The 22585-nt window shown below is 31.6% G+C and carries 20 protein-coding genes; 16 read left to right on the top strand and 4 right to left on the bottom strand.

Annotated elements, in window-relative coordinates; genetic code table 11:
* The 9 genes from coaE to VBY68_RS09985 all read left to right on the top strand — a co-directional run bounded on the left by coaE (position 1) and on the right by VBY68_RS09985 (position 11006).
* Positions 1-591: a dephospho-CoA kinase gene (gene coaE / locus VBY68_RS10025; RefSeq protein WP_415269636.1), complete on the top strand. Its 591-nt coding sequence runs from the start codon at positions 1-3 to the stop codon at positions 589-591.
* Positions 592-700: 109 nt separating this feature from the next.
* On the top strand, positions 701-2266 hold the full coding sequence (locus VBY68_RS10020) for a sensor histidine kinase (protein ID WP_099216519.1): 1566 nt from the start codon (positions 701-703) through the stop codon (positions 2264-2266).
* A gap of 11 nt (positions 2267-2277) precedes the next feature.
* Positions 2278-2976, top strand: a complete 699-nt coding sequence (locus VBY68_RS10015; protein ID WP_099216520.1) for a response regulator transcription factor — start codon at positions 2278-2280, stop codon at positions 2974-2976.
* A gap of 126 nt (positions 2977-3102) precedes the next feature.
* Positions 3103-3999 carry an ABC transporter ATP-binding protein gene (locus tag VBY68_RS10010; RefSeq protein ID WP_273695143.1) on the top strand — a complete coding sequence of 299 codons (897 nt, stop codon included), beginning with the start codon at positions 3103-3105 and terminating at the stop codon, positions 3997-3999.
* A 9-nt stretch (positions 4000-4008) separates the two neighbouring features.
* Complete coding sequence (locus tag VBY68_RS10005; protein WP_099216522.1) at positions 4009-4857, top strand: ABC transporter permease; 849 nt, start codon at positions 4009-4011, stop codon at positions 4855-4857.
* Between the two features lie 50 nt (positions 4858-4907).
* Entirely contained in the window at positions 4908-7757 is a 2850-nt protein-coding gene (locus VBY68_RS10000) for a T9SS type B sorting domain-containing protein (RefSeq protein ID WP_415269635.1), read from the top strand.
* Between the two features lie 66 nt (positions 7758-7823).
* The gene (gene uvrB / locus VBY68_RS09995; protein ID WP_415269634.1) at positions 7824-9812 is read left to right on the top strand and encodes an excinuclease ABC subunit UvrB; all 1989 of its coding nucleotides are present in this window, start codon (positions 7824-7826) and stop codon (positions 9810-9812) included.
* 108 nt (positions 9813-9920) lie between these two features.
* Complete coding sequence (locus tag VBY68_RS09990; protein WP_415269633.1) at positions 9921-10490, top strand: Crp/Fnr family transcriptional regulator; 570 nt, start codon at positions 9921-9923, stop codon at positions 10488-10490.
* Between the two features lie 156 nt (positions 10491-10646).
* Complete coding sequence (locus VBY68_RS09985) at positions 10647-11006, top strand: nuclear transport factor 2 family protein (protein ID WP_415269632.1); 360 nt, start codon at positions 10647-10649, stop codon at positions 11004-11006.
* A 130-nt stretch (positions 11007-11136) separates the two neighbouring features.
* Here VBY68_RS09985 and sucC read toward each other — a convergent pair whose 3' ends face one another.
* Positions 11137-12333, bottom strand: a complete 1197-nt coding sequence (gene sucC, locus VBY68_RS09980; protein WP_099216529.1) for an ADP-forming succinate--CoA ligase subunit beta — start codon at positions 12331-12333, stop codon at positions 11137-11139.
* A 242-nt stretch (positions 12334-12575) separates the two neighbouring features.
* Between sucC and VBY68_RS09975 the strand changes: the two genes are divergently transcribed.
* The 6 genes from VBY68_RS09975 (at position 12576) to VBY68_RS09950 (ending at position 18212) form a co-directional block, all read left to right on the top strand.
* Positions 12576-15110 (top strand): DUF5916 domain-containing protein, encoded by a 2535-nt coding sequence (locus VBY68_RS09975; protein ID WP_415269631.1) that lies wholly within the window; start codon positions 12576-12578, stop codon positions 15108-15110.
* 89 nt (positions 15111-15199) lie between these two features.
* Positions 15200-15862, top strand: a complete 663-nt coding sequence (locus VBY68_RS09970; RefSeq protein WP_121147041.1) for an ABC transporter ATP-binding protein — start codon at positions 15200-15202, stop codon at positions 15860-15862.
* A gap of 45 nt (positions 15863-15907) precedes the next feature.
* On the top strand, positions 15908-16459 hold the full coding sequence (locus VBY68_RS09965; RefSeq protein ID WP_121147040.1) for a CPBP family intramembrane glutamic endopeptidase: 552 nt from the start codon (positions 15908-15910) through the stop codon (positions 16457-16459).
* A 1-nt stretch (position 16460) separates the two neighbouring features.
* On the top strand, positions 16461-17225 hold the full coding sequence (locus VBY68_RS09960) for a TIGR02757 family protein (RefSeq protein ID WP_415269630.1): 765 nt from the start codon (positions 16461-16463) through the stop codon (positions 17223-17225).
* Positions 17226-17256: 31 nt separating this feature from the next.
* On the top strand, positions 17257-17817 hold the full coding sequence (locus VBY68_RS09955) for a PAS domain-containing protein (protein ID WP_415269629.1): 561 nt from the start codon (positions 17257-17259) through the stop codon (positions 17815-17817).
* A gap of 11 nt (positions 17818-17828) precedes the next feature.
* Positions 17829-18212 carry a DUF6122 family protein gene (locus tag VBY68_RS09950; RefSeq protein ID WP_028893019.1) on the top strand — a complete coding sequence of 128 codons (384 nt, stop codon included), beginning with the start codon at positions 17829-17831 and terminating at the stop codon, positions 18210-18212.
* On the opposite strand, the gene VBY68_RS09945 is transcribed toward VBY68_RS09950, so the two are convergent.
* A complete protein-coding gene (locus VBY68_RS09945) occupies positions 18201-18959 on the bottom strand; it encodes a Dph6-related ATP pyrophosphatase (protein ID WP_415269628.1) in 759 nt (252 codons plus the stop codon). The two genes, VBY68_RS09950 and VBY68_RS09945, sit on opposite strands and share 12 nt — an antisense overlap.
* A gap of 681 nt (positions 18960-19640) precedes the next feature.
* Between VBY68_RS09945 and VBY68_RS09940 the strand changes: the two genes are divergently transcribed.
* Positions 19641-19916 (top strand): hypothetical protein, encoded by a 276-nt coding sequence (locus tag VBY68_RS09940; RefSeq protein ID WP_415269627.1) that lies wholly within the window; start codon positions 19641-19643, stop codon positions 19914-19916.
* Positions 19917-21398: 1482 nt separating this feature from the next.
* Here VBY68_RS09940 and VBY68_RS09935 read toward each other — a convergent pair.
* Together VBY68_RS09935 and VBY68_RS09930 are read right to left on the bottom strand one after the other, a co-directional pair.
* Positions 21399-21932 carry a hypothetical protein gene (locus VBY68_RS09935; protein WP_415269626.1) on the bottom strand — a complete coding sequence of 178 codons (534 nt, stop codon included), beginning with the start codon at positions 21930-21932 and terminating at the stop codon, positions 21399-21401.
* Positions 21933-22103: 171 nt separating this feature from the next.
* Positions 22104-22520, bottom strand: coding sequence for a hypothetical protein (locus VBY68_RS09930; RefSeq protein ID WP_124591322.1), 417 nt, complete (start codon positions 22518-22520; stop codon positions 22104-22106).
* Between the last annotated feature and the right edge of the window lie 65 nt (positions 22521-22585).

Genomic DNA, 22585 nt, shown 5'->3' with positions numbered 1-22585 from the left:
ATGGTAGTAGGTCTAACAGGTGGTATAGGTAGCGGAAAATCTACCATAGTTAAAATGTTTTCAGAGTTTGAAAATATCGCCATTTATATTGCTGATGATGAAGCAAAAAAATTAATGGTAACATCGCCTAAAATTAAAACTCAATTAATCACCGAATTTGGTGAGCAAGTGTATATTAATAATAAACTAAACAGAGCTTACTTAGCTTCAATCGTTTTTAACAATAAAGAAAAGCTAGCTATTCTTAATGCTATTGTACACCCAGTTGTTAATGAGCATTTACAAAACTTTATAAAAGAAAATAGTAATAAAAACTATATCCTATATGAGAACGCAATTCTTTTTGAAAACGGAAGTGACTCTTTTTGTGATAAAGTTATTACAGTTACCGCTCCTGAAAATATAAGAATTGACCGAGTTATTAAAAGAGATAACTCAACAATTGAAAATGTAAAAAATAGAATAAAAAATCAGTGGAACGAAACTAAAAAAACACTTCAATCTAACTACTTAATTGAAAACCTTACACTTACAAACTCAAAAGAACAAGTCTTAAAAATCCACAATTCTTTAACAAAAAAGAGAAGTTAATTTACGCTTTGTTAATCCTTTCTGTTAAAATTATCTTAATTTTATAGTAACTTTGTTAATCTAAGTTAAAAGATTATACGCCTAAATTTTATTAATTTATTTTTGAATAATGGGTAAGAAAATTTTTATTCTCATTGTTGTTTTAATGAGTATTTCTTTAATAGGAATCATCTCTATTCAAGTATATTGGATAAATGATGCTATTAAAAATAAAAAAGAACAATTTAAGAACAACGTAAAAATTGCTTTAGCTCGTACCTCTGAAAATATAAAAGAGAGAGAGTATCTAGAGTTTCAGCAAAATTATAAAGACTATTTTGAAAATGATAAGTTTAGAACTGAAGCTGAAATAACAACTTTTCTTTTTCAACAAGTTGATACAGTAAGCAAAAAAAAGTTTTCTTTTGGTAGTACTATTTTAGAAGAGAGTATTAAAATGCCCAGTGATTTTGTTGATAATGATTCCATTATTATAAAACGTTACTCGGGAAAAGAAGACATTTATTTTTCTCAAATAATAAAATCTGAAAGTAAAGATTTCAAGCCTTTTTTAGATGAAAGCCGCCATTCTTCTTTCAGAATATATAGTACATGGAATGATGAAGTAATGGAACATGCCTTTAGACGAAGTAAAGCTGTGTTTCCTATTAATCAAAGAATAAGCAATAAAGAATTAAGCAATACACTTAAAGAAGAGTTTGCTAAGATGAATATTACACAAGACTTTAAATATGTTGTTTATGAAGATGGCTTAGCAACACAATTAAAGTCTGGATATTTTAACATACAACCGGAAGATATTAACTACCCATTGCTGGAAGATGAAAATGGAAATAGTAAATATAAGTTATATGTTAAATTTCCTAACGAAAAGAAGAATCTACTTTCAGGTATGATGAAAGTACTGATACTTTCCTTATTTTTTATAGGAATTATCATCGCCGCTTTTTCTACATCGTTATATCAACTTATTCGTCAAAAAAAGATCTCTGAAATAAAGACAGACTTCATTAACAATATGACACATGAGTTTAAAACACCTATTGCTACTATCAACCTAGCTTTAGATGCTATTAAAAACCCAAAAATCATATCTGATGAAGAAAAGGTTAAGCGATATGTTCAAATGATTCGCGATGAAAACAAGCGCATGCATGGACAAGTAGAAAATGTATTACGAATTTCAAGATTAGAAAAGAACCAAATTGAAATGAGTAAGGATGCTGTTGATATGCACGACATAATTGAAGAGGCTATTGAACACATTCAACTCTTAACCGATGACAAAAAAGGAAGTGTTACAACTCATTTTGAAGCTATTTCAACAGAAGTTCTTGGAAATCAGTTTCACCTAACAAATGTTGTGGTTAACATGTTAGAAAACGCATTAAAATACTCAGAAAACGCACCAAAAATTGATGTGTTTACTGAAAACACAAATAAATACTTTATCTTTAAGATTAAAGATGAAGGGATAGGAATGAGCAGAAATGCTCAAAAGTATGTGTTCGATAAGTTTTATAGAGAACATAAAGGGAATATACACAATGTAAAAGGTCATGGATTAGGCTTAGCTTATGTAAAAGAAATTATAGACAGCCATCAAGGTACCGTTTACGTTGAAAGTGAGAAAGGTAAAGGAAGCACATTTACAGTTAAATTACCATTAATATAAATTATTAAAAAATGGGGAGTAAAAAAATATTATTAGTAGAAGATGATCCTAATTTTGGAACAGTTCTGAAAGATTATTTAGCATTGAATGATTACAATGTTACACATGCTAAAGATGGAATAGATGGCTTAATTATGTTTAAAAATGCAGAATATGATTTATGCATTCTAGATGTAATGATGCCTCGTAAAGATGGTTTTTCTTTAGCTGAAGACATTCGTGCAACTAACAAAGAAATTCCTATTATCTTCTTAACTGCAAAAACGCTAAAAGAAGATGTTTTAAAAGGATACCAAGTAGGAGCTGATGATTATTTAAATAAACCTTTTGACTCTGAAGTTTTATTACATAAAATCAAAGCTATTTTACAACGTAAAGAAACTGAAAAAACTAACGATAGCGATGAGTTTGAGTTTAAAATTGGAGCTTTTGACTTTAACTCTAAACTACGTCATTTAACTTACAAAGGTGGTGAACCTCAAAAACTATCACCTAAAGAGAGTAAGCTTTTACGAATGTTAGCTATTCATAAAAATGACTTAATGCCTCGTGAATTAGCATTGACAAAAATATGGAGAGACGATAATTATTTTACCTCTCGTAGTATGGATGTTTATATTGCTAAACTTCGTAAATATTTAAAAAGTGATGAAAATGTTGAAATATTAAACATTCACGGTGAAGGGTTTAGACTTATAGACAACAAATAGCCCACTCATACATTAAAAAAACATCAAAAGACTTCTTAAACTTAAGAAGTCTTTTCTTTTTTATACATTGTAACAATAATTTGCATCAATCGTCAAATACATATAATCAACAAAAACCAAAATAGCTTGGAAACAATTTTATCAATTCAAAACCTCGATAAAAAATACGGAAAAGTTCATGCCGTAAATAATCTTTCTTTCGATATTCAAAAAGGAACTGTTTATGGAATTTTAGGACCTAACGGAAGTGGAAAATCTACCACTTTAGGTATTATTTTAAATGTAGTAAATAAAACCTCTGGTAACTTTAGTTGGTTCAATGGAAAATTATCCACCCACGAAGCGTTAAAAAAAGTAGGAGCAATTATAGAGCGTCCTAACTTCTACCCATACATGAGCGCTGTTCAAAACCTACAGTTAATTTGTAAAATTAAAGGAGTTTCATACGATAAAATTGAAGAGAAACTAAAAACCGTTAACCTTTATGAGCGTAGAAATAGCAAGTTTAAAACTTACTCTTTAGGAATGAAACAACGTTTGGCCATTGCTTCTGCTCTGCTAAATGATCCTGAAATTCTAATTTTAGATGAGCCTACAAACGGACTAGATCCTCAAGGAATACATGAAATTCGTCAAATAATTAAAGAAATTGCTAAAAATGGAACTACAATTTTATTAGCCTCTCACCTACTCGACGAGGTTGAAAAAGTATGTTCTCATGTAGTAGTAATAAGAAATGGAGTAAAGTTATACAGTGGTAGAGTTGATGAAATGACTGCTTCTAACGGTTTTTTTGAACTTCAAGCAGATAATCAAGAAACACTTAAACAGCTTTTAGAAAATCATTCAGCTATAGGTAGTATCAAAGAAGAAAATGGCGTTTTAATAGCTAGTCTAGCTTCAGAATTATCTGCGTCAGAAATCAATACGTTTTTATTTAATAAAGGAGTTTCTCTTTCTCATTTAGTAAAACGTAAACCTAGCTTAGAACAACAATTCTTAGACCTAACCAACAACCAATAAACTTACATCATGTTACGACTTTTAAATATAGAAATTCATAAATTAAAATATAACAGAGCTAGTAAAGTTCTCTCAATTATATACTTCGCTTTATTAACCTCTATTGCTTTAATTGCAGCAATAAAGTTTGATATTGGTCCCATTAAGTTTCATTTAGCTGAACAAGGAATTTTCAATTTCCCATATATATGGCACTTTAACACCTACATGGCAGCTATTTTTAAATTTTTCTTACTATTAGTTATCGTTTCTATGATGGCTAACGAGTATAGTTACAAAACTTTAAAACAAAACTTAATTGATGGTCTAAGTAAAAAAGAGTTTATCCTTTCAAAGTTTTATACAGTTATAGCTTTTGCTCTTATTTCTACAATTTTTGTTTTTATAGTATCATTAATTCTTGGAGCAATCTATTCTGATTTTAATGAAATTGCAATCATATTTTCTGACTTAGATTATTTATTTGCTTTTTTCATTAAGCTTTTAGGTTTTTTCTCTTTTGGATTATTCCTAGGAGTTTTAATTAAACGATCTGCCTTTGCTGTAGCTGCTATGATTGTTTGGTTAATTATTGAAAGTTTAATTAAAGGGTATTTATACTGGACATTTAGAAATGTAAAGACTGGTATTGATGAAGCTGTAAACTCAATCATGCAATTTTTCCCTCTAGAATCTATGGCTAATTTAATTAAAGAACCATTTACACGATTAGGAGCAGTAAAATCAGTTGCTAACCAAATAGGAGAAAACTTTACTAAAGATTATTCAGTTAGCCTCTTCAACATAGCAATCGTATTAATTTGGACAGCTATTTTTATTTATTCATCATATGCTTTGTTAAAAAAACGAGATTTGTAGAGGGTTTTATGTAGTTTAGTTGTTTTATTTGTATAAATAATTTCATTTGAATGAAGAAACTACTACTACTAACGTTTTTTATCATAGCTTCCTTATCTCTATATAGTCAAAAAGAAGCTAATTTTTGGTATTTTGGGAACAATGCAGGGTTAGACTTTAACTCAGGGAATCCAGTAGCTTTAAATGACGGTTTATTGAGAACCGATGAAGGCTGTTCTTCTATTTCTGACGAAAATGGTAATCTTTTGTTTTATTCAGACGGTATTAATGTTTGGACTAAAAACCATGAACTAATGCGTTACTCTAACGGTAGTTTAGCTAATAATCTAGAAGGGAACCCATCAAGTTCACAGTCTGGTTTAATCGTTCCTAACCCTGAAGACAAAAACCTTTACTATATTTTTACAGTAGGTACGGATTTTATAGGTAACCTTCCTTACCCTGATAACCCAGGATTTAAGTTTTACACCATCGACATCTCTAAAGGAAATGGAGGTGAAATTATTTCTGGACCTATTAACCTGTCTAATGGACGAGATAGAGAGTGGTCTGAAAAAGTAACAGCTGTTCAAGGAAAAGATTGTAAAGAAATATGGATTTTATCTATAGTACAAGATACTTTTTATGCTTATAAAATTGATATAAACGGAGTAGACTTTACTAACCCTGTCACATCATCTTCATCTTATTTTTTAAGAGATAAAAGAGGCTATTTAAAAGCATCTCCTGATGGGAGTAAAATAGCATTAGCTGACTTTACAAATGACGGAATAGGAAGATTAGTACTATATAATTTTGATAATGTTACAGGTAAAGTAGTTTCTAACGGACTAATTCTTACAGATGGTCCAACTGATGGTTCTCCATATGGTGTTGAATTCTCCCAAGAATCTACAAAACTGTATGCTTCTTTATATCATGAAAATAGTAACTCTTTCAGAATTTTTCAATATAACCTATTAGATGCTAACATTGCACAAACCAAAACTCAGGTTCATCAAGAACAAGGCTATAGAGGTGCTTTACAATTAGCTCCAAACGGAAAAATATATGCTTCTATTCCAGATAGACGTTATTTAGGAGCTATAGAGAATCCAGAAGACAACGCTGCTAATATTCAATTTACTTCAAATGCTATAGACTTAAAAGGAGCCTTATCTTCACAAGGACTACCACCTTTTATTCAATCTTTTTTTGCTCCTGTAAAGTTAATCGACTTAAGTTCTAACGAAGTCTTAAACAATACTAATCAAGTTTTTTGTATTGGGGAAACTTATAATATAGTACCAGAAAAGAACAACCCTAACGACACGTATACTTGGTTTAAAGATGGAAAAGTAATCGCAAATACTAGGGCTCTAACAGTTAATAATACTAATTATGGTAGTGGTTTATATGAGATACAAATAGAATCAAACTCCTATTGTAAAAAAACATTCACTGGTAAAGTCCAAATAACATTTGAACCAAAACCAACAATTAATACGATTCAACCATACATACAATGTGATTTTGATAGTACCCCTATTGATGGTTTTACAACTTTTAACCTTGAAATACTAGAAAATGCTTTAGTAAATAACCTTTCCGAAGTTACAATTGAATTTTTTGAAACATCTGACACTAATTTTTCTTCACCTATTAACAAAAATAACTACACAAATTTAGTGGCAATAAATCACTCTATAACAGTTAGAGTTACTAATAATACAACAAAATGTTATCAAACTGACGTAATTAATTTACAGGTAAACCCTACTGGTTTAACTACATATAATGATGAATATATCCATGAATTAGATCAAAACTCATCTAATTCTGATGCTAAATTTAGTATTGGTACAAACAACGGTTTTTTTGATTTTTCCTTAAAAACTCAACAAATAATTAATAGCTCAGGTGGAACTTTGTCTGAAACCACTCACGATTTTCAATACTACAGAACAGCAGAAGATGCTGCCTTACAAACAAACCAAATTCTACCCCCATACGAAGATGATTTATTTACCAATAATTCCGATGTATATGTTAGAATTTCAAATAAGGGAGCTGCATCTTGTGAATCTGTTGGTAACTTTAAAATTTTTGTGGAAAAAATTCCAGCTCCTCAAGGAAATCTTAATGACATTATTTTATGTGTTGACAACCCAAGGTTAAATCCTCAACCCCATACAGTTGCATTAAATGCTGATACAGGAAATGCTACGGACACATACAAATGGTATCTAAACGGAAGTATAATTTCAGGTAAAAACTCTTCAGTTCTAAATGCAAGCTCTACAGGTGAATATAAAGTTGAAGCCTATAGAACTCATCCAAACATCAGTTCCCCTTTTATGGGATATAATACATTTTTTGTTAAAGAATCTAACCAAGCGTTGATTGTAAATATTAAATCAGTAGACGATCAAGATAATCCAGACAGTAATAAGATTGAAATTACTGTTGATGGATTAGGAGACTATGAATACGCTTTAAACAGTACAAATATCAGTAATTTTAGTAAGGGTAATGAGAACCTTACATACACTTTTACTAATATTCCACCTGGACTAAACTCAATTTCTATTAGAGACAGAAATGGATGTGGAGTTACTACATCTAACAAAATTTCAACTATCTATTTTCAACGTCATTTTACCCCTAATGGAGATGGATATTTTGACACATGGAAAGTTTTAGGAGTTGATAATGACTATTATAATGTTGTTAAAGTCCAAATTTTTAATCGTTTTGGAAAACTTCTTAGTGAAATTACCGATAAAAATCATCCAGGATGGAATGGCGTATATAACGGAACTACATTACCTTCAAATGACTATTGGTATAATGCTGAATTAATTAATTCTAATGGAAAAATAAGGAAAAAGACAGGACATTTCTCTTTACTGAGAAAGTAACACTCTTTAAAATATAACAAAAGAATACGGATAGTTTACCTAAAAAACTATCCGTATTTTTGTTGAATGAACTTTGAATTACACTCAGAATTTAAACCTACAGGAGATCAACCACAGGCGATTAAACAATTAGCTAATGGAATTCTAGCCGACGAAAGATATCAAACACTTTTAGGTGTTACGGGGTCTGGTAAAACTTTTTCAGTAGCCAATGTTGTTGCTGAAGTCAATCGTCCAACATTAGTATTGGCTCATAACAAAACCTTAGCTGCCCAATTGTATTCTGAGTTCAAGCAGTTCTTTCCAAACAATGCTGTAGAGTATTTCGTTTCATATTATGACTACTACCAACCAGAAGCTTATATTCCTGTAACAGGAACCTATATTGAAAAAGACTTATCCATCAATGATGAAATAGAACGCTTACGAATTAGTACCTCTTCTTCCCTACTTTCAGGGCGTCGAGATGTGCTAGTAGTAGCCTCGGTATCTTGTTTGTATGGTATTGGAAATCCGACTGAATTCAAAAAGAATGTCATCACCATTGAAGTTGATCAACAAATTTCTCGCACCAAATTTTTACATCGCTTAGTAACAAGTTTATATGCACGTACTGAAGTTGAAGTAAAAAGCGGAACGTTTAAAGTAAAAGGTGACGTCGTTACAATTTATCCTTCCTATGGTGAAAACGGTTATCGAATTCACTTTTTTGGAGATGAAATAGAAGAAATAGAAACCTTCGATATTGAAACCAACGAAGTTCTTACGCGATTAGACAAGCTGAATATTTATCCTGCTAACCTATTCGTAACCTCTCCAGATATACTACAAAACGCCATTCATCAAATTCAGGAGGATATGGTAAAACAGGTAGATTATTTTAAAGAAATAGGAAAACATTTAGAAGCAAAACGTTTACAAGAGCGTACTGAGTTTGACTTAGAGATGATTCGTGAGTTAGGCTATTGTTCTGGAATTGAAAATTATTCTCGTTACTTAGACGGAAGAGAAGCGGGTACCCGTCCTTTCTGTTTGTTAGATTATTTTCCTGATGACTACTTGATGGTGATTGATGAAAGTCATGTTACCGTACCACAAGTTCACGCGATGTATGGCGGAGATAGAAGTCGAAAAGAAAACTTGGTAGAATACGGATTCCGTTTACCTGCTGCAATGGATAACCGTCCATTAAAGTTTGAAGAGTTCGAAGCTTTACAAAACCAAGTAATCTACGTTTCTGCAACACCAGCAGATTATGAATTACAAAAAACCGAAGGTTTATTTGTAGAACAAGTTATTAGACCAACAGGACTATTAGATCCTGAAATTGAAATCCGCCCGAGTTTAAATCAAATAGATGATTTAATTGAAGAAATTCAAGTGCGTGTAGAAAAAGACGAACGTACTTTGGTTACTACCTTAACAAAACGTATGGCTGAAGAATTAGCTAAATACTTAACTAGAATTCAAGTACGTTGCCGTTATATACATTCGGATGTAGATACCTTAGAACGCGTAGAAATTATGCAAGACTTACGTAAAGGCTTGTTTGATGTACTGATTGGAGTTAACCTACTTAGAGAAGGATTAGACCTTCCAGAAGTATCGTTAGTGGCTATTTTAGATGCTGACAAAGAAGGTTTTTTACGTTCACATCGTTCATTAACACAAACCGTAGGTCGTGCTGCACGTAACGTAAACGGTAAGGCAATTATGTATGCGGACAAAATTACCAATAGCATGCAACTCACTATTGATGAGACCAATCGCAGACGTGAAAAGCAAATTAATTACAATACGGCTCACGAAATTACTCCAACTCAAATCAATAAAAAGATAGACAATACTTTATCTAAAAATGCGATTACCTCATATCATTATGATAATGTGGCACAAAAAGCTGCTGAACAAGAGTTGGAATACCTGCCTAAACAAGAAATAGAAAAACGTATTCGCACTAAACGCAAGCAAATGGAAGAAGCTGCCAAAGCTTTAGACTTTTTAGTAGCAGCACAATTACGAGATGAAATTGAGGTTTTAAGAGAAAAACTGTAAGTAAATTTAGTTTGATTCTTAATTTTTAATAATTTGCCCTCACTATCGAACGATATCAATCCTTGAAACGAAATATATCTTAACCATTGACGATAATTAAACGAGACAATGTACTTACCATTAAAAAATACATTTGAAAAAATTCTAAAAATAACAGATGAAGATTGGGATATTTTTGAATCTATCCTAGAAACGAAAAAACTCAAAAAAAAAGAATATTTGTTAAAACAGGGGCAAATTTGTCGAGGGATTTACTTCTTATCAGAAGGAACAATTAGAACTTTTCACATTAATAATAATGGTAAGGAAATAAATACCGCATTCTACTTTCAAAATGATTTTCTCCGTGAAATTGAGAGTATGACTAATAAAATCCCTTCTCAAAAAAACATCCAAGCAATTAAAAACAGTACAGTTTTTTATATTGATAAAACTAAATTAATAACTCTTTATGAAAAATCTGAGTTCTACCAAAAGTTAGGACGAATGGTATTGGAAAAATTAACCATATGCGAACAAAAATATTCTTCATTTTTAACAGCATATTCACCTAAAGAAAGGTATTTATACATTCTCGAAAACCGTCCTGAATTAATTGAACAGATTCCCCTTCAATATTTAGCTTCATACTTGGGAATAAGTAGAGAGTCTTTAAGTAGAATTCGAAAAAGAATTTAATAATTGATTTTGTGACTTTCGTCAAAAGAAAGGAGTTAACTTCTCAATAGTTTTGAGCCTTAATAAATAAACACTCAAAATATGAAACAATTAATTCTAATAAATCTTTTAAGCACAATCAGCCTTTTGAACTGTAAGGCACAAAATCAAAACAATATGAAAAATCAAATTAAAGAGACAGTAATGTCAATTGAAAAAGCTGCAGCGAACAGAAATAATAAACAACTTAAGGAGTTCTTACACAAAGACTACCGAGTAATAGCAAATCGATTTAAAGGAAGTGAAAATACTGTAATCATTTCAAAAGAAACCTATTTACAAATGATGAAAGACGAAAAAATAGGAGGCACTAGTTATAATATCAATTTCAATGATGTAAAAACTTTAGGACACACAGCAATTGTAGATGTTCTGTATTCATCAGAAACAGCATCAGATATGCATAAATTCCTTGTCTTAATTCAAGATAAAAACAATAAATGGAAAATTGTAAGTGATATTCCTATTGTATTGTAATAAATATCTGTACAGAACCAACAACGTATATAAAACCGATAGCGAAACAATTAAAACACCTACAAAAAAAACCTCACTGTAACAGTGAGGTTTTTTTAAATATATTACTAAGAATTAATTAAAAAAAGTTTTAAGCGCTTAAAACTTCTCCTACTTTATCAGCAGCTTCTTGGAACTCAGTAGCTGAGATAATTTCCATTCCACTGTTGTCAATTAATTCTTTTGCTTCTTTAGCATTTGTTCCTTGTAAACGACAAATAATAGGCACATTAATTTTGTCTCCCATATTTTTATAAGCATCTACAACACCTTGAGCAACACGATCACAACGAACGATTCCTCCAAAAATGTTTACTAAGATAGCTTTTACATTAGGATCTTTTAAAATAATTCCGAAAGCAGTTTCAACACGTTGTGCATCTGCAGTACCACCAACATCTAAGAAGTTAGCTGGATCACCACCTGCTTGCTTAATTAAATCCATAGTTCCCATTGCTAAACCAGCTCCGTTTACCATACATCCAACGTTACCATCTAAATCTACATAGTTTAATCCTGCAGCTTTAGCTTCTACTTCAATTGGGTTTTCTTCACGTAAATCACGCATTGCAGCATAATCTTTATGACGGTATAATGCATTCTCATCTAACGACACTTTAGCATCTACTGCCATAATTTTATCATCAGATGTTTTTAATACTGGGTTAATTTCAAACATCGAAGAATCAGACTTGATGTATGCAGTATATAAAGCAGTAACAAACTTTACCATTTCTTTTAAAGCCCCACCGCTTAAACCTAAGTTAAAAGCAATTTTACGAGCTTGGAAAGGTAATAATCCTGTTCCTGGATCAATTTCTTCTGTAAAAATTAAGTGTGGAGTTTCTTCTGCCACAGTTTCAATATCCATACCTCCTTCAGTAGAATACATAATCATGTTTCTACCTGTGGCACGGTTTAACAAAACTGACATATAAAATTCATCTGGCTCACTATCACCAGGATAATATACATCCTCAGCAATTAACACTTGGTTAACTAACTTACCTTCTGCTGAAGTTTGAGGAGTTACTAACATCATTCCTAAAATGTCATCAGCAATACTTTTTACCTCATCTAAGTTTTTAGCTAACTTAACACCACCACCTTTTCCACGACCACCTGCGTGTACTTGAGCTTTGATTACATGCCAACCAGTACCTGTTTCTTCTGTTAATTTCTTCGCTGCTTCAACAGCTTCTTCTGGAGTATTTGCAACAATTCCACGTTGAATACGAACGCCAAAACTGCTTAATATTTCTTTACCTTGATATTCGTGTAAGTTCATTAGATATGAATTTTTAAAGTCGAACAAAAATACAAATTCAATTTATAATACCTTATAAATTGTACTTTAATTTATGATTAAAATCAATTTTATTTAATTTCCATTTTTACATTTTTTTAACATTTAAGCATGTAACATTCTTTTTTTTAACAGGTCTTTACTGTAATTAACATGATTTTGTGATTTATTTATCCTAATCATAATAATTTAGCCCAACAACTAATACTATATCTCAATCAACTATGCTTAAAGTTTTAGCATTTATTACAACCTGTTTCTTCTTTATAGGAGTTACAAATGCCCAAACCATTAACCAAAACAGAAAAAAACTAGACGTAATACGTGTAGATTCACCTCCAAAAATTGACGGAAAATTAGATGATGCTGCTTGGAAAAATGTTCCTGCCGCAAAAGACTTTGTAATGATGCGTCCCGATAACGGAAAAGCAGAACCTGACACCCATAAAACAGTAGTAAAATTAGTGTACGATGATAATGCTATTTACATCAGTGCTAAAATGTACGATCCTGAACCATCTAAAATACCTGCTGAGTTTACTAACAGAGACAATATTGGTAACAGTGATTTCTTTTTAATAACCATTAACCCTAACGATGATGGACAAAATCCTTTTGAATTTATTGTAACCAGTTCTGGTGCGCAAGCAGATTCAAAAGTATCAAACGGAAATGAAGATTTTAACTGGAGTGCTGTATGGGATAGCGATTTTAGTATTAATGAAGACTCTTGGGTTGTAGAAATGAAGATTCCTTATAGAGCTTTACGTTTTGCCAATGTTCCGGTTCAATCATGGGGAATTAACTTCCACAGAAAAGTATTGAATTTAAATGCTCAATTTACTTGGAATCATATTGATAACCAACAAGGAAACTGGACGCAATACGATGGTTTATATGAAAACTTCACCAACATAAAACCTCCTACTCGATTAAACTTTTATCCGTATGCATCGGCAACTACTACCACTAAAGATGGTAATACTGATTTTGACTGGAGTGTAGGTATGGATGTAAAATATGGAATTACAGAAAACTTTACTTTAGACGCTACTTTAATTCCTGATTTTAGCCAAGTAGGTTTTGATAATGTTACCTTAAACCTTGGTCCTTTTGAACAACAATTTACAGAACAACGTCAGTTTTTTACTGAAGGAACTGAACTATTTAGTAAAGGACGCTTATTTTATTCAAGAAGAATTGGAGGAAGACCAATAGATCAATTTTCTGGTGAACGAAGAGATGATGAAGAATTTACTGATGGGAAAAAAGTTAACGATGAAGTTATAGATGTTCCTGATAAAGTTCAAATGCTAAACGCCATAAAAATATCTGGAAGAACCAAAGGAGGTTTAGGTGTTGGTTTTTTTAACGCCATTACCGAAAAAACAGAAGCTACTGTTGAAAGAACTGAGCAAACAATTAATGGCTTAGATACTATTAGTAATATTAGTACCTATAAAACTACAGTAAACCCGTTTTCTAACTACAATATTATGGTATTGGATCAGCAGTTTAATCAAAACTCGTCAATTACCTTAATCAATACTAATGTAACTCGTGACGGGCGATTTAGAGATGCTAACGTTACTGGACTTCTATGGCATGTTGAAGACAAAGAAAGTAAGTATAATATAGATGGTAGCTTTAAAATGAGTAATATTTCTGATGATGCAGACAATCCTAATACTGGGTACGCTTTTGATACCAGTATAGGTAAACAATCAGGAAATTGGCGTGGAGAAATTGGGTATAACTTTGAAAACAAAGACTACAACCCTAATGATATGGGGATTCTTTTTAGCAATAATGAACAAACTATTTACGGTTTTGTTGGTTACCGTTTGTTAAAACCTAAAGGAATATTTAATAATTATGGAGCCAACATATACTATAACTTTAACTTTTTGCACAATCCAGGAACTTATATTGGTACTAATACCGGCTTATCTTTTTGGGCTGATACCAAAAAACGATTCAGCTTTGGAGGAAACTTAAATTATAGTACTGAACGAAAAGACTTTTTTGAACCAAGAGAAGGAACAACAAGTGGCATCTACTTTAACAGACCTGAAAGGCTGAATGTGAACCATTGGGGATCTACCGACTATAGAAAAAAGTTTGCAATAGATTATAATTGGTATTATACCTTTTATAACGACAACCCTAAAGAAGACTATGGCTTTAGATTTTCACCTAGATATCGCTTTACTAACAAATTTTCTTTAATTTACGGTTTTAGGTATGGAAAAACCAATAACGATCAAGGATATGTTACAAAAGTTGATGAGGATGATATAGAAGAAAAACCTTCATTGGCTCCTTTAAAAGATCATATTATTTTCGGACAACGCGATTGGACTACATACGACAATTCTTTAACAGGAAAATATACTTTCAGTACAAAATCGGCAGTATCATTATCATTTAGACATAACTGGAGTAAAGTTCCATATCAAGGAAAATATTTTAGCTTAAATGAACAAAATGGAGAACTTACAGAAAACAACTACCAAGGAGAGCACGACAGAAACTTTAATAGTTGGAACTTGGATGTAAACTATCAATGGCAGTTTGCTCCAGGGAGTCAATTAATATTTTTCTACAGAAACTCAATAAGGCCAGATCATGATTTTGCTCCTGCAAACATTGATTTTAAAAACAACATCTCAAAACTTTTTGATCAAAGCATGCAACACAGGTTTTCAGTTCGATTAGTTTATTTTATCGATTACAACAACATCAAAAACATAATTTAAATACACGTTTATGTATTGTTTGAAATCAGATAAGCATTAAAGCTTATCTGATTTCTTTTTTATACTTTCGTTACTTAGAAAATAATACTATGATTGTTGCTAAAAACATCCACAAACATTACGGAGAGGTAGAAATATTAAAAGGCGTTGATCTTCATATAAAAAAAGGAGAAATTGTAGCTATTGTTGGTCCTTCAGGAGCTGGAAAAACAACCTTACTGCAAATTTTAGGAACCTTAGATAAACCATTAAAAGATCAGAGCTACGAATTATTGGTAGATGGTGTTTCTATCAAAGATTTAAACGACACAAAAGTTTCTGCCTTCCGAAATAAACACATCGGATTCATTTTTCAATTTCATCAGTTATTACCAGAGTTTACTGCCTTAGAAAATGTTTGTATCCCTGCCTTTATAGGAGGAAAAGGAAAAGTAGAAACCGAAAAAAGAGCCAAAGAATTACTAGCCTTTTTAGGATTATCGCATAGAGAAAATCATAAACCTAACGAGCTTTCTGGAGGAGAACAACAACGTGTTGCTGTTGCCAGAGCTTTAATTAATGAACCTTCTGTTATTTTTGCTGACGAACCTTCAGGAAACCTTGATTCTACCTCAGCAAAAAACTTACATGAATTGTTTTTTAAATTACGTGATGAGTTTGGACAAACGTTTGTATTAGTTACACACAACAAAGAATTAGCAAAAATGGCTGATAGAACGCTTACAATGAAAGACGGAATTATTGTTGAATGATGTAACTATTTAAAGTTTCTTGCTACTAATTAATAAATCACTCCCATGAAAGAAACTTTTCAAGAACTTGTTACTTATTTAAAAAAACCTGTTTTAGAAGAAGATACCAACCAAGATATTTCGTATCGATTCCAAAAATTCTTTCACCTCCTTTTCATAAGCATTATTACAGGTGCAATATTATCGCCTCTTTTTCTTCTTGTTCAAGAATTAGGTTTGATAAACATGAATGAACATGCTATGGAGGAATTACTAAAAGCGCATACCAAATGGTTTATCGCTTTTCTTACAATCATTTTAGCTCCTTTGTTTGAAGAGTTATTTTTTAGAGCACCAATCACCTTATTTCATGGTAAAAAAACTTTTAAAATAGCCTTTTATGTATTTGCGCTACTTTTTGGTTTGGTACATTTAACTAACTTTAATATTACCACCAACGTACTTTTATTAGCACCAATACTAGTAGCTCCACAAACTATATTGGGTGGTTATTTAGGGTTTATCAGGGTTCGTTTTGGTTTACAATGGAGTATCTTATTACACGCTTGTTATAATGCTTTCTTTGTTTTGCTTAGTTTTGCAGGAGATTTAGCATAAAATGAACAAAAAGGAGCTCAAAGAATTTTTAGACGAAAAAGTAACACAATACAATAATCCAGATTTTATTGATAGTGACCCCATTCAAATTCCACACCAATTTTCGGTAAAAGAGGATATTGAAATTGCTGGTTTTTTAGCTGCAACTATTGCTTGGGGAAACCGTAAAATGATTATTAACAACTCCCATAAAATGATGGATTTAATGGGAAATTCTCCGTACGATTTTGTCCTCAATCATTCTGAAGAAGATTTAGCTGATTTTGACGGATTTGTACACCGAACGTTTAATGCTGATGATTTTAAGCTCTTTGTTCAATCGTTAAAAAACATCTACCAAAATCATGCTGGATTAGAAGCTGTGTTACAACCAAAAGATAATGCCGATAATTATCAGCATGCTATTCATAACTTTAAACAAGTATTTTTTGAAATTCCACACCAATCAAGAACTTTAAAACATATTTCTGACCCTTTAAAAGGTTCTGCATCCAAAAGAATTAACATGTTTTTACGTTGGATGGTTCGTGATAATACAACTGGAGTCGATTTAGGTATTTGGAAAACACATTCTCCAGCGCATTTACACTGTCCGCTAGATGTACATACAGGAAATATTGCTCGAAAATTAAAAATTCTTACTAGAAAACAAAACGATTGGAAAGCCATTCAAGAACTTGATGTAACTCTAAGAAAGTTTGATAAAAAAGATCCTGTTAAGTATGATTTTGCCTTATTTGGCCTAGGTGTTTTTGAAAAATTTTAGTTTTACTAAAAAAAGTAGTTATTTAGTAGGTATGAAAAATAGTTTTGATAAAATGATGTCTTTAGATATTTATGTATCAAATTTAGACAAAGAAGAATACGTTAAAATTGCTGATGACCTTAATCCTTCATCTAAAAAAAGTATAAACCTTTTAAGTTGGGGAATTCAAGACTTGTTTATTGAAAAAGAACTATACAGTGACTTAAAACTCATAAAAACATTTTCAAAAAGCTTCAACTGGAAAAATAACATTACATCTATAATAAAAGAAAACGATTATGAATCTTTAGTTCTTACCGATATACAAAAGAAAATAATTTGGGTAAGTGATGGTTTTACCAAAATGACGGGCTACGAAAAAGAATTTGCATTAAACAAAACCCCACTATTTTTACAAGGAGAAAAAACAAAGGAAACTACTAGAAAAAGAATTCAAACAAAACTTTTAAAAGGAAAACCATTTAAAGATGTAATCATTAATTACAGAAAAGATAAATCTACCTATAAATGTGAACTATACATAATTCCGCTACATAATAAAAACAACTCGGAAATCACACATTTTTTAGCTTTAGAAAAAGAAGTGGTTTAAGCTTTAAGCAAATGCAAACATTTATTCACTACTTTTTACATTTTGGTTTCCCTGTAATTATAGCCTATCTATTTTTTAAAAATAACTGGAAAAAAATTGCGCTATTACTACTTGCTACCATGTTGGTAGATGTAGATCACTTATTAGCAAGTCCTATATTTGATCCTAACCGATGTAGTTTTGGTTTTCACATATTCCATTCCTACTATGCAATAGGACTGTATGTTATCTTACTTTTTTTAAAAAGACCTTATAACATTATCGGTATAGGGTTACTACTACACATGCTAACCGATTTTATCGATTGTTTATTTATGTATAACGCCTGTAGCTCTTGCTTAGAAAATTCCCCAGCAAAAAATTTATTAGAACCAATAAGCAAATTACTTTTTTAACAGTAAATCACAGTACCAAAAACTTCTATCATAGTTTTTAGTGGTGCTTTCCTCTGTTTTCTTAGTTTTCTTTGAATCTTGATAACAATTGTCATCATCACTTTTATGCAAAGTATACGATTTCAACACCTTCTCTCCTATTTCAAACTCCACAGGTTTCTTAAAAATAGGTCCGTCATAACAAAAGGTATGAAACTCACCATTTTCTCCGCAAACATCTACTCCTTCAGGAAGCTCATTGATAAAGTCTTCATCAATAACTCTCCCTACAAACTCTTCTCCTAATAATTTTGCATTCACACAAACAGTTATTGTTTTAAAACCTAGGGCTAAAAACTCACGAAGTAACTCTTTTGTATCTTGTTTCCATAACGGATACACACCTGTAATTCCTACTTCTTGCAGTTTCGAATCACGATAAGCTCTTAAATCCTCTAAAAAAATATCTCCAAAAATACCATTTACAAGCCCTGCATCTTTTAACTCAGCCGTTTTCTCCTTCATTTTCTGATTGTACAAATCCATTGTAACTTCAGCAGGAAAATATATTTTTTCTAAAGGAATCCCTATACTTTCAGCCTGTGCATCTAACAAATCTTCATGCAACCCATGCATTGAAACACGTTGATAATCTTGATTTACATTCGTTATCAACTTTTGCACATCATATTCTTTTTGCTGTAATATTTTGTATAATGCTAATGAAGAGTCTTTTCCAGAGCTCCAGTTAAAATAGGCTTTTTTCATACAGCAAATATGCATAAAAAAAACTCTAAAAGTAAAATTCATTTATTTCATTATTATAATGTAACACTATTACAAACGGATGCTAAACCTTACAACTGTAACTCAAGACAAACGATAATCGAAGTAAAAAATGAAACAATCTCATGAATCAAAAACGGTCACTTCTAGTGAAATTCACGGAACGAAGTGAAGGGAATTTTGTATCGAGAAGTATTCGGTAATAACAAAGTTCTCGATACTATTTTGTTCCTCTTTGTTGCACAAAATCACTCGAACTGACATTTAAAAACGTTATTATGAATGGAACACTAATCTCTTGAATGAGAGTTACTCATAAACATATGCTTTCATTTTGTCTTGATACAATACGAAACAAAAAATCAAGACTTCTTTTTCTTTTTTTGAATTCTACGTTGTATTCCGTATTCGAATCCAGACCGTAAACTCTTTGGATTCTCTTCTACTCCATAACCTCGAATTCTACCAAAATAAAAATAGGTCGGCGTTTATCCATACTCTTCTCAACCTTCTCGCAATGACGATAGTCTAAAAACAGGTTACTCCCTCCCCACTCTTCACAACTACGAAAAAACACTTCGGAAATCCGCATTTTTTTCTGCATATATCACCTTTTAAATCTTTATTCAAATAGATAGTTTTGTATACATAAAATCATGAATTATGGAAGAAGTAGTTTTTAAAGCCTTATTATCTGATACTAAATTTAATAGAATAGACAATTTTATTCAAGAAGTAATTAACACTAACAAAAATAACGGAGCTACCTACGAGTCAGTAAGAGAGTCTCTTATAAAATTGGTTTTATACCGATTTATTAAAATAGACACTAATGCTTCTAACGATTGTATTCTACGAGAAAATAATTTTTATCAAGCACGCGAATTAGGTAGTGTGAGCTCTTGGTTAGAAAAACGACGTACTTACGAATACTCTTAATAAGATTTCTTACTCTTTAAAATAAAGACAATACCAAACTATCACTCCGAGTGAAATTTACAAAATTGTAGTGAAGGAAATTTTGTATCGAGAAGTACTCGGTAATAACAAGCTTCTCGATACTATTTTGTTCCACTACGTTGCACAAAATCACTCGAACTGACATTTAAAACGTTATTATAAATGGAACCTAGTGGAGTGATGTAATCTCATGAATAGGAGTTATTCATAAACGCATACTTTCATTTTGTCTTGTTACAAAACGAAACAAAAAATCAAGACTTATTTTTCTTTTTTTGAATTCTACGTTGTATTCCGTATTCGAATCCAGACCGTAAACTCTTTGGATTCTCTTCTACTCCATAACCTTGAATTCTACTAAAATAAAAATAGGTCGGTGTTTTTCCATACTCTTCTCTACTCCTCGCAATGACGGTAATAAAACGTCCTCAGAAAGCAAGCCGAAAATTACACCACAAGAAACGTTACAAATGAAAAGCTGTTTGAGCGACAGCGAGTTCTTTTCATTTAGTTTCGAGGATGTTAATTTTCGAGTGAAGATTTCGAAAGACTAGATTTTTTGATTCTTTTTCATCAATGGAAAAAGAATAATACTACAATAAACAAAACATCCTTATTAACAGAATACAGTGAGTAACATAATCTCATAAATTGGAGTTATTCATAAACGCATACTTTCATTTTGTCTTGATACAAAACAAAACAAAACAAAAAATCAAGACTTATTTTTCCTTTTTTGAATTCTACGTTGTATTCCGTATTCGAATCCAGACCGTAAACTCTTTGGATTCTCTTGTACTCCATAACCTTGAATTCTGGCAAAATAAAAATAGGTCGGCGTTTATCCATACTCTTCTCTACTCCTCGCAATGACGGTAATAAAACGTCCTCAGAAAGCAAGCCGAAAATTACACCACAAGAAACGTTACAAATGAAAAGCTGTTTGAGCGACAGCGAGTTCTTTTCATTTAGTTTCGAGGATGTTAATTTTCGAGTGAAGATTTCGAAAGACTAGATTTTTTGATTCTTTTTCATCAATGGAAAAAGAATAATACTACAATAAACAAAACATCCTTATTAGCAGAATACAGTGAGTAACGTAATCTCATAAATTGGAGTTACTCACAAACATATGCTTTCATTTTGTCTTGATACAAAACGAAACAAAAAGTCAAGACTTATTTTTCCTTTTTTGAATTCTACGTTGTATTCCGTATTCGAATCCAGACCGTAAACTCTTTGGATTCTCTTGTACTCCATAACCTTGAATTCTACTAAAATAAAAATAGGTCGGTGTTTTTCCATACTCTTCTCTACTCCTCGCAATTACGATAATAAAATGTCATTTCGAACCGAGCGCTAGCGAAGTGTAAGAAATCTAATTATTCAGAGTTACTCATAACTTTGAGACCTCTCACATCGGTTAGAGGTAACAGAAATAGACCTTCTTAGAAAACACAATTACATACTTTTCAACCTTTCAATTTCCTCTAACACCTTATCAAAAGTAGTTTGTAACCCCGCCACTTCACTTTGTAACTTAACCTCTTTTACATAATCATTTTCTAGTAATACCAACTCCAGATGTCTTTTTCGTTGAGTAATCCATTTTGTATCTTTTACTGTTAGGTTATTTTGATGTAACAACGTTGTACACGCATGTAACCCTCGTAATACTATTGCTCTTTTCTTTTGTAACTCTTGTAATGTTTCTTGTCTATTTCGTAAACTTTTAGCCACTTTTTTCTGTAATCGCTCTAATTCAGGTATGGCTTTTTGTTGTTCTTCCTCTATAAAGGCAGTAGCATGTGTTAATTCAGTAACAGATGTTTTTAATTCCAGTACTTTATATAGCGGAATCAGTTTATCTAACTGTTGTAAGTTATAATTTCTCCGTTTTAACGATAGTGACTTAACTGTATCGGTTGATACTTCTAAATAATTAGCTACTGCACTAATAGAACAATAAAAAAAGAGTCTTATTTTCTCTAACATAGCTTGTACACTTTTTAAAGTAACATCTTTTTGGGTGTACACCTCTTGTACACTTTTTTAGTTCGCAATTATTTTAGTGTACACCAGTTGTACACTTTTCAAAATCATAACTTTTTTGGTGTACAAAAAACACCCAAAAAAGTCCAATACTATGATTGGACTTAAAGAAGCTTAGGCAGCCAACGTTGTTTTGTGAGTTTCAATTTGTGCAATTGCATCTGTTAATACCGTTACTTGCGCCTCTAGTTGTTGATGATCTATTTGATCTTCTAACACATTTACAGAACTGTAATTGGCATTTCGATTTTCTAACGATTTTAATTTCGTTTCTTCACGCTCAATTTTTAGTTCCAAGCTACGCTTTTCTTTTTCGTCGGTAATAACACCTAATGCCGATTCAAAACCAGCAATAATAGCTTTTACACTCACAATCCCCTCTTTAACGGTGGTGGTTCTTTCTGCCTTGTCTTCTAACGATTCCCCTAAATTTCGAAGTCTTCTTTCTAATAAGGTTTTCTCTGCTGTAGTGATTTCAATAGCGGTATCACATTCTGCTTTTGTGGTTAATAATCCTAAATTCAATTCCATAATATATAAATTTTAAAGGTTACAATTTTTTTGGGGAGAATTTCTTTTGAATAGTAAATCGTAGA

This window comes from Tenacibaculum ascidiaceicola (assembly GCF_047470925.1).
GTDB classification, from domain to species: Bacteria; Bacteroidota; Bacteroidia; order Flavobacteriales; family Flavobacteriaceae; genus Polaribacter; species Polaribacter discolor.
The sequence above is the reverse complement of the archived record's forward strand: the minus strand, read 5'-3'. Positions and strand labels throughout refer to the sequence as shown.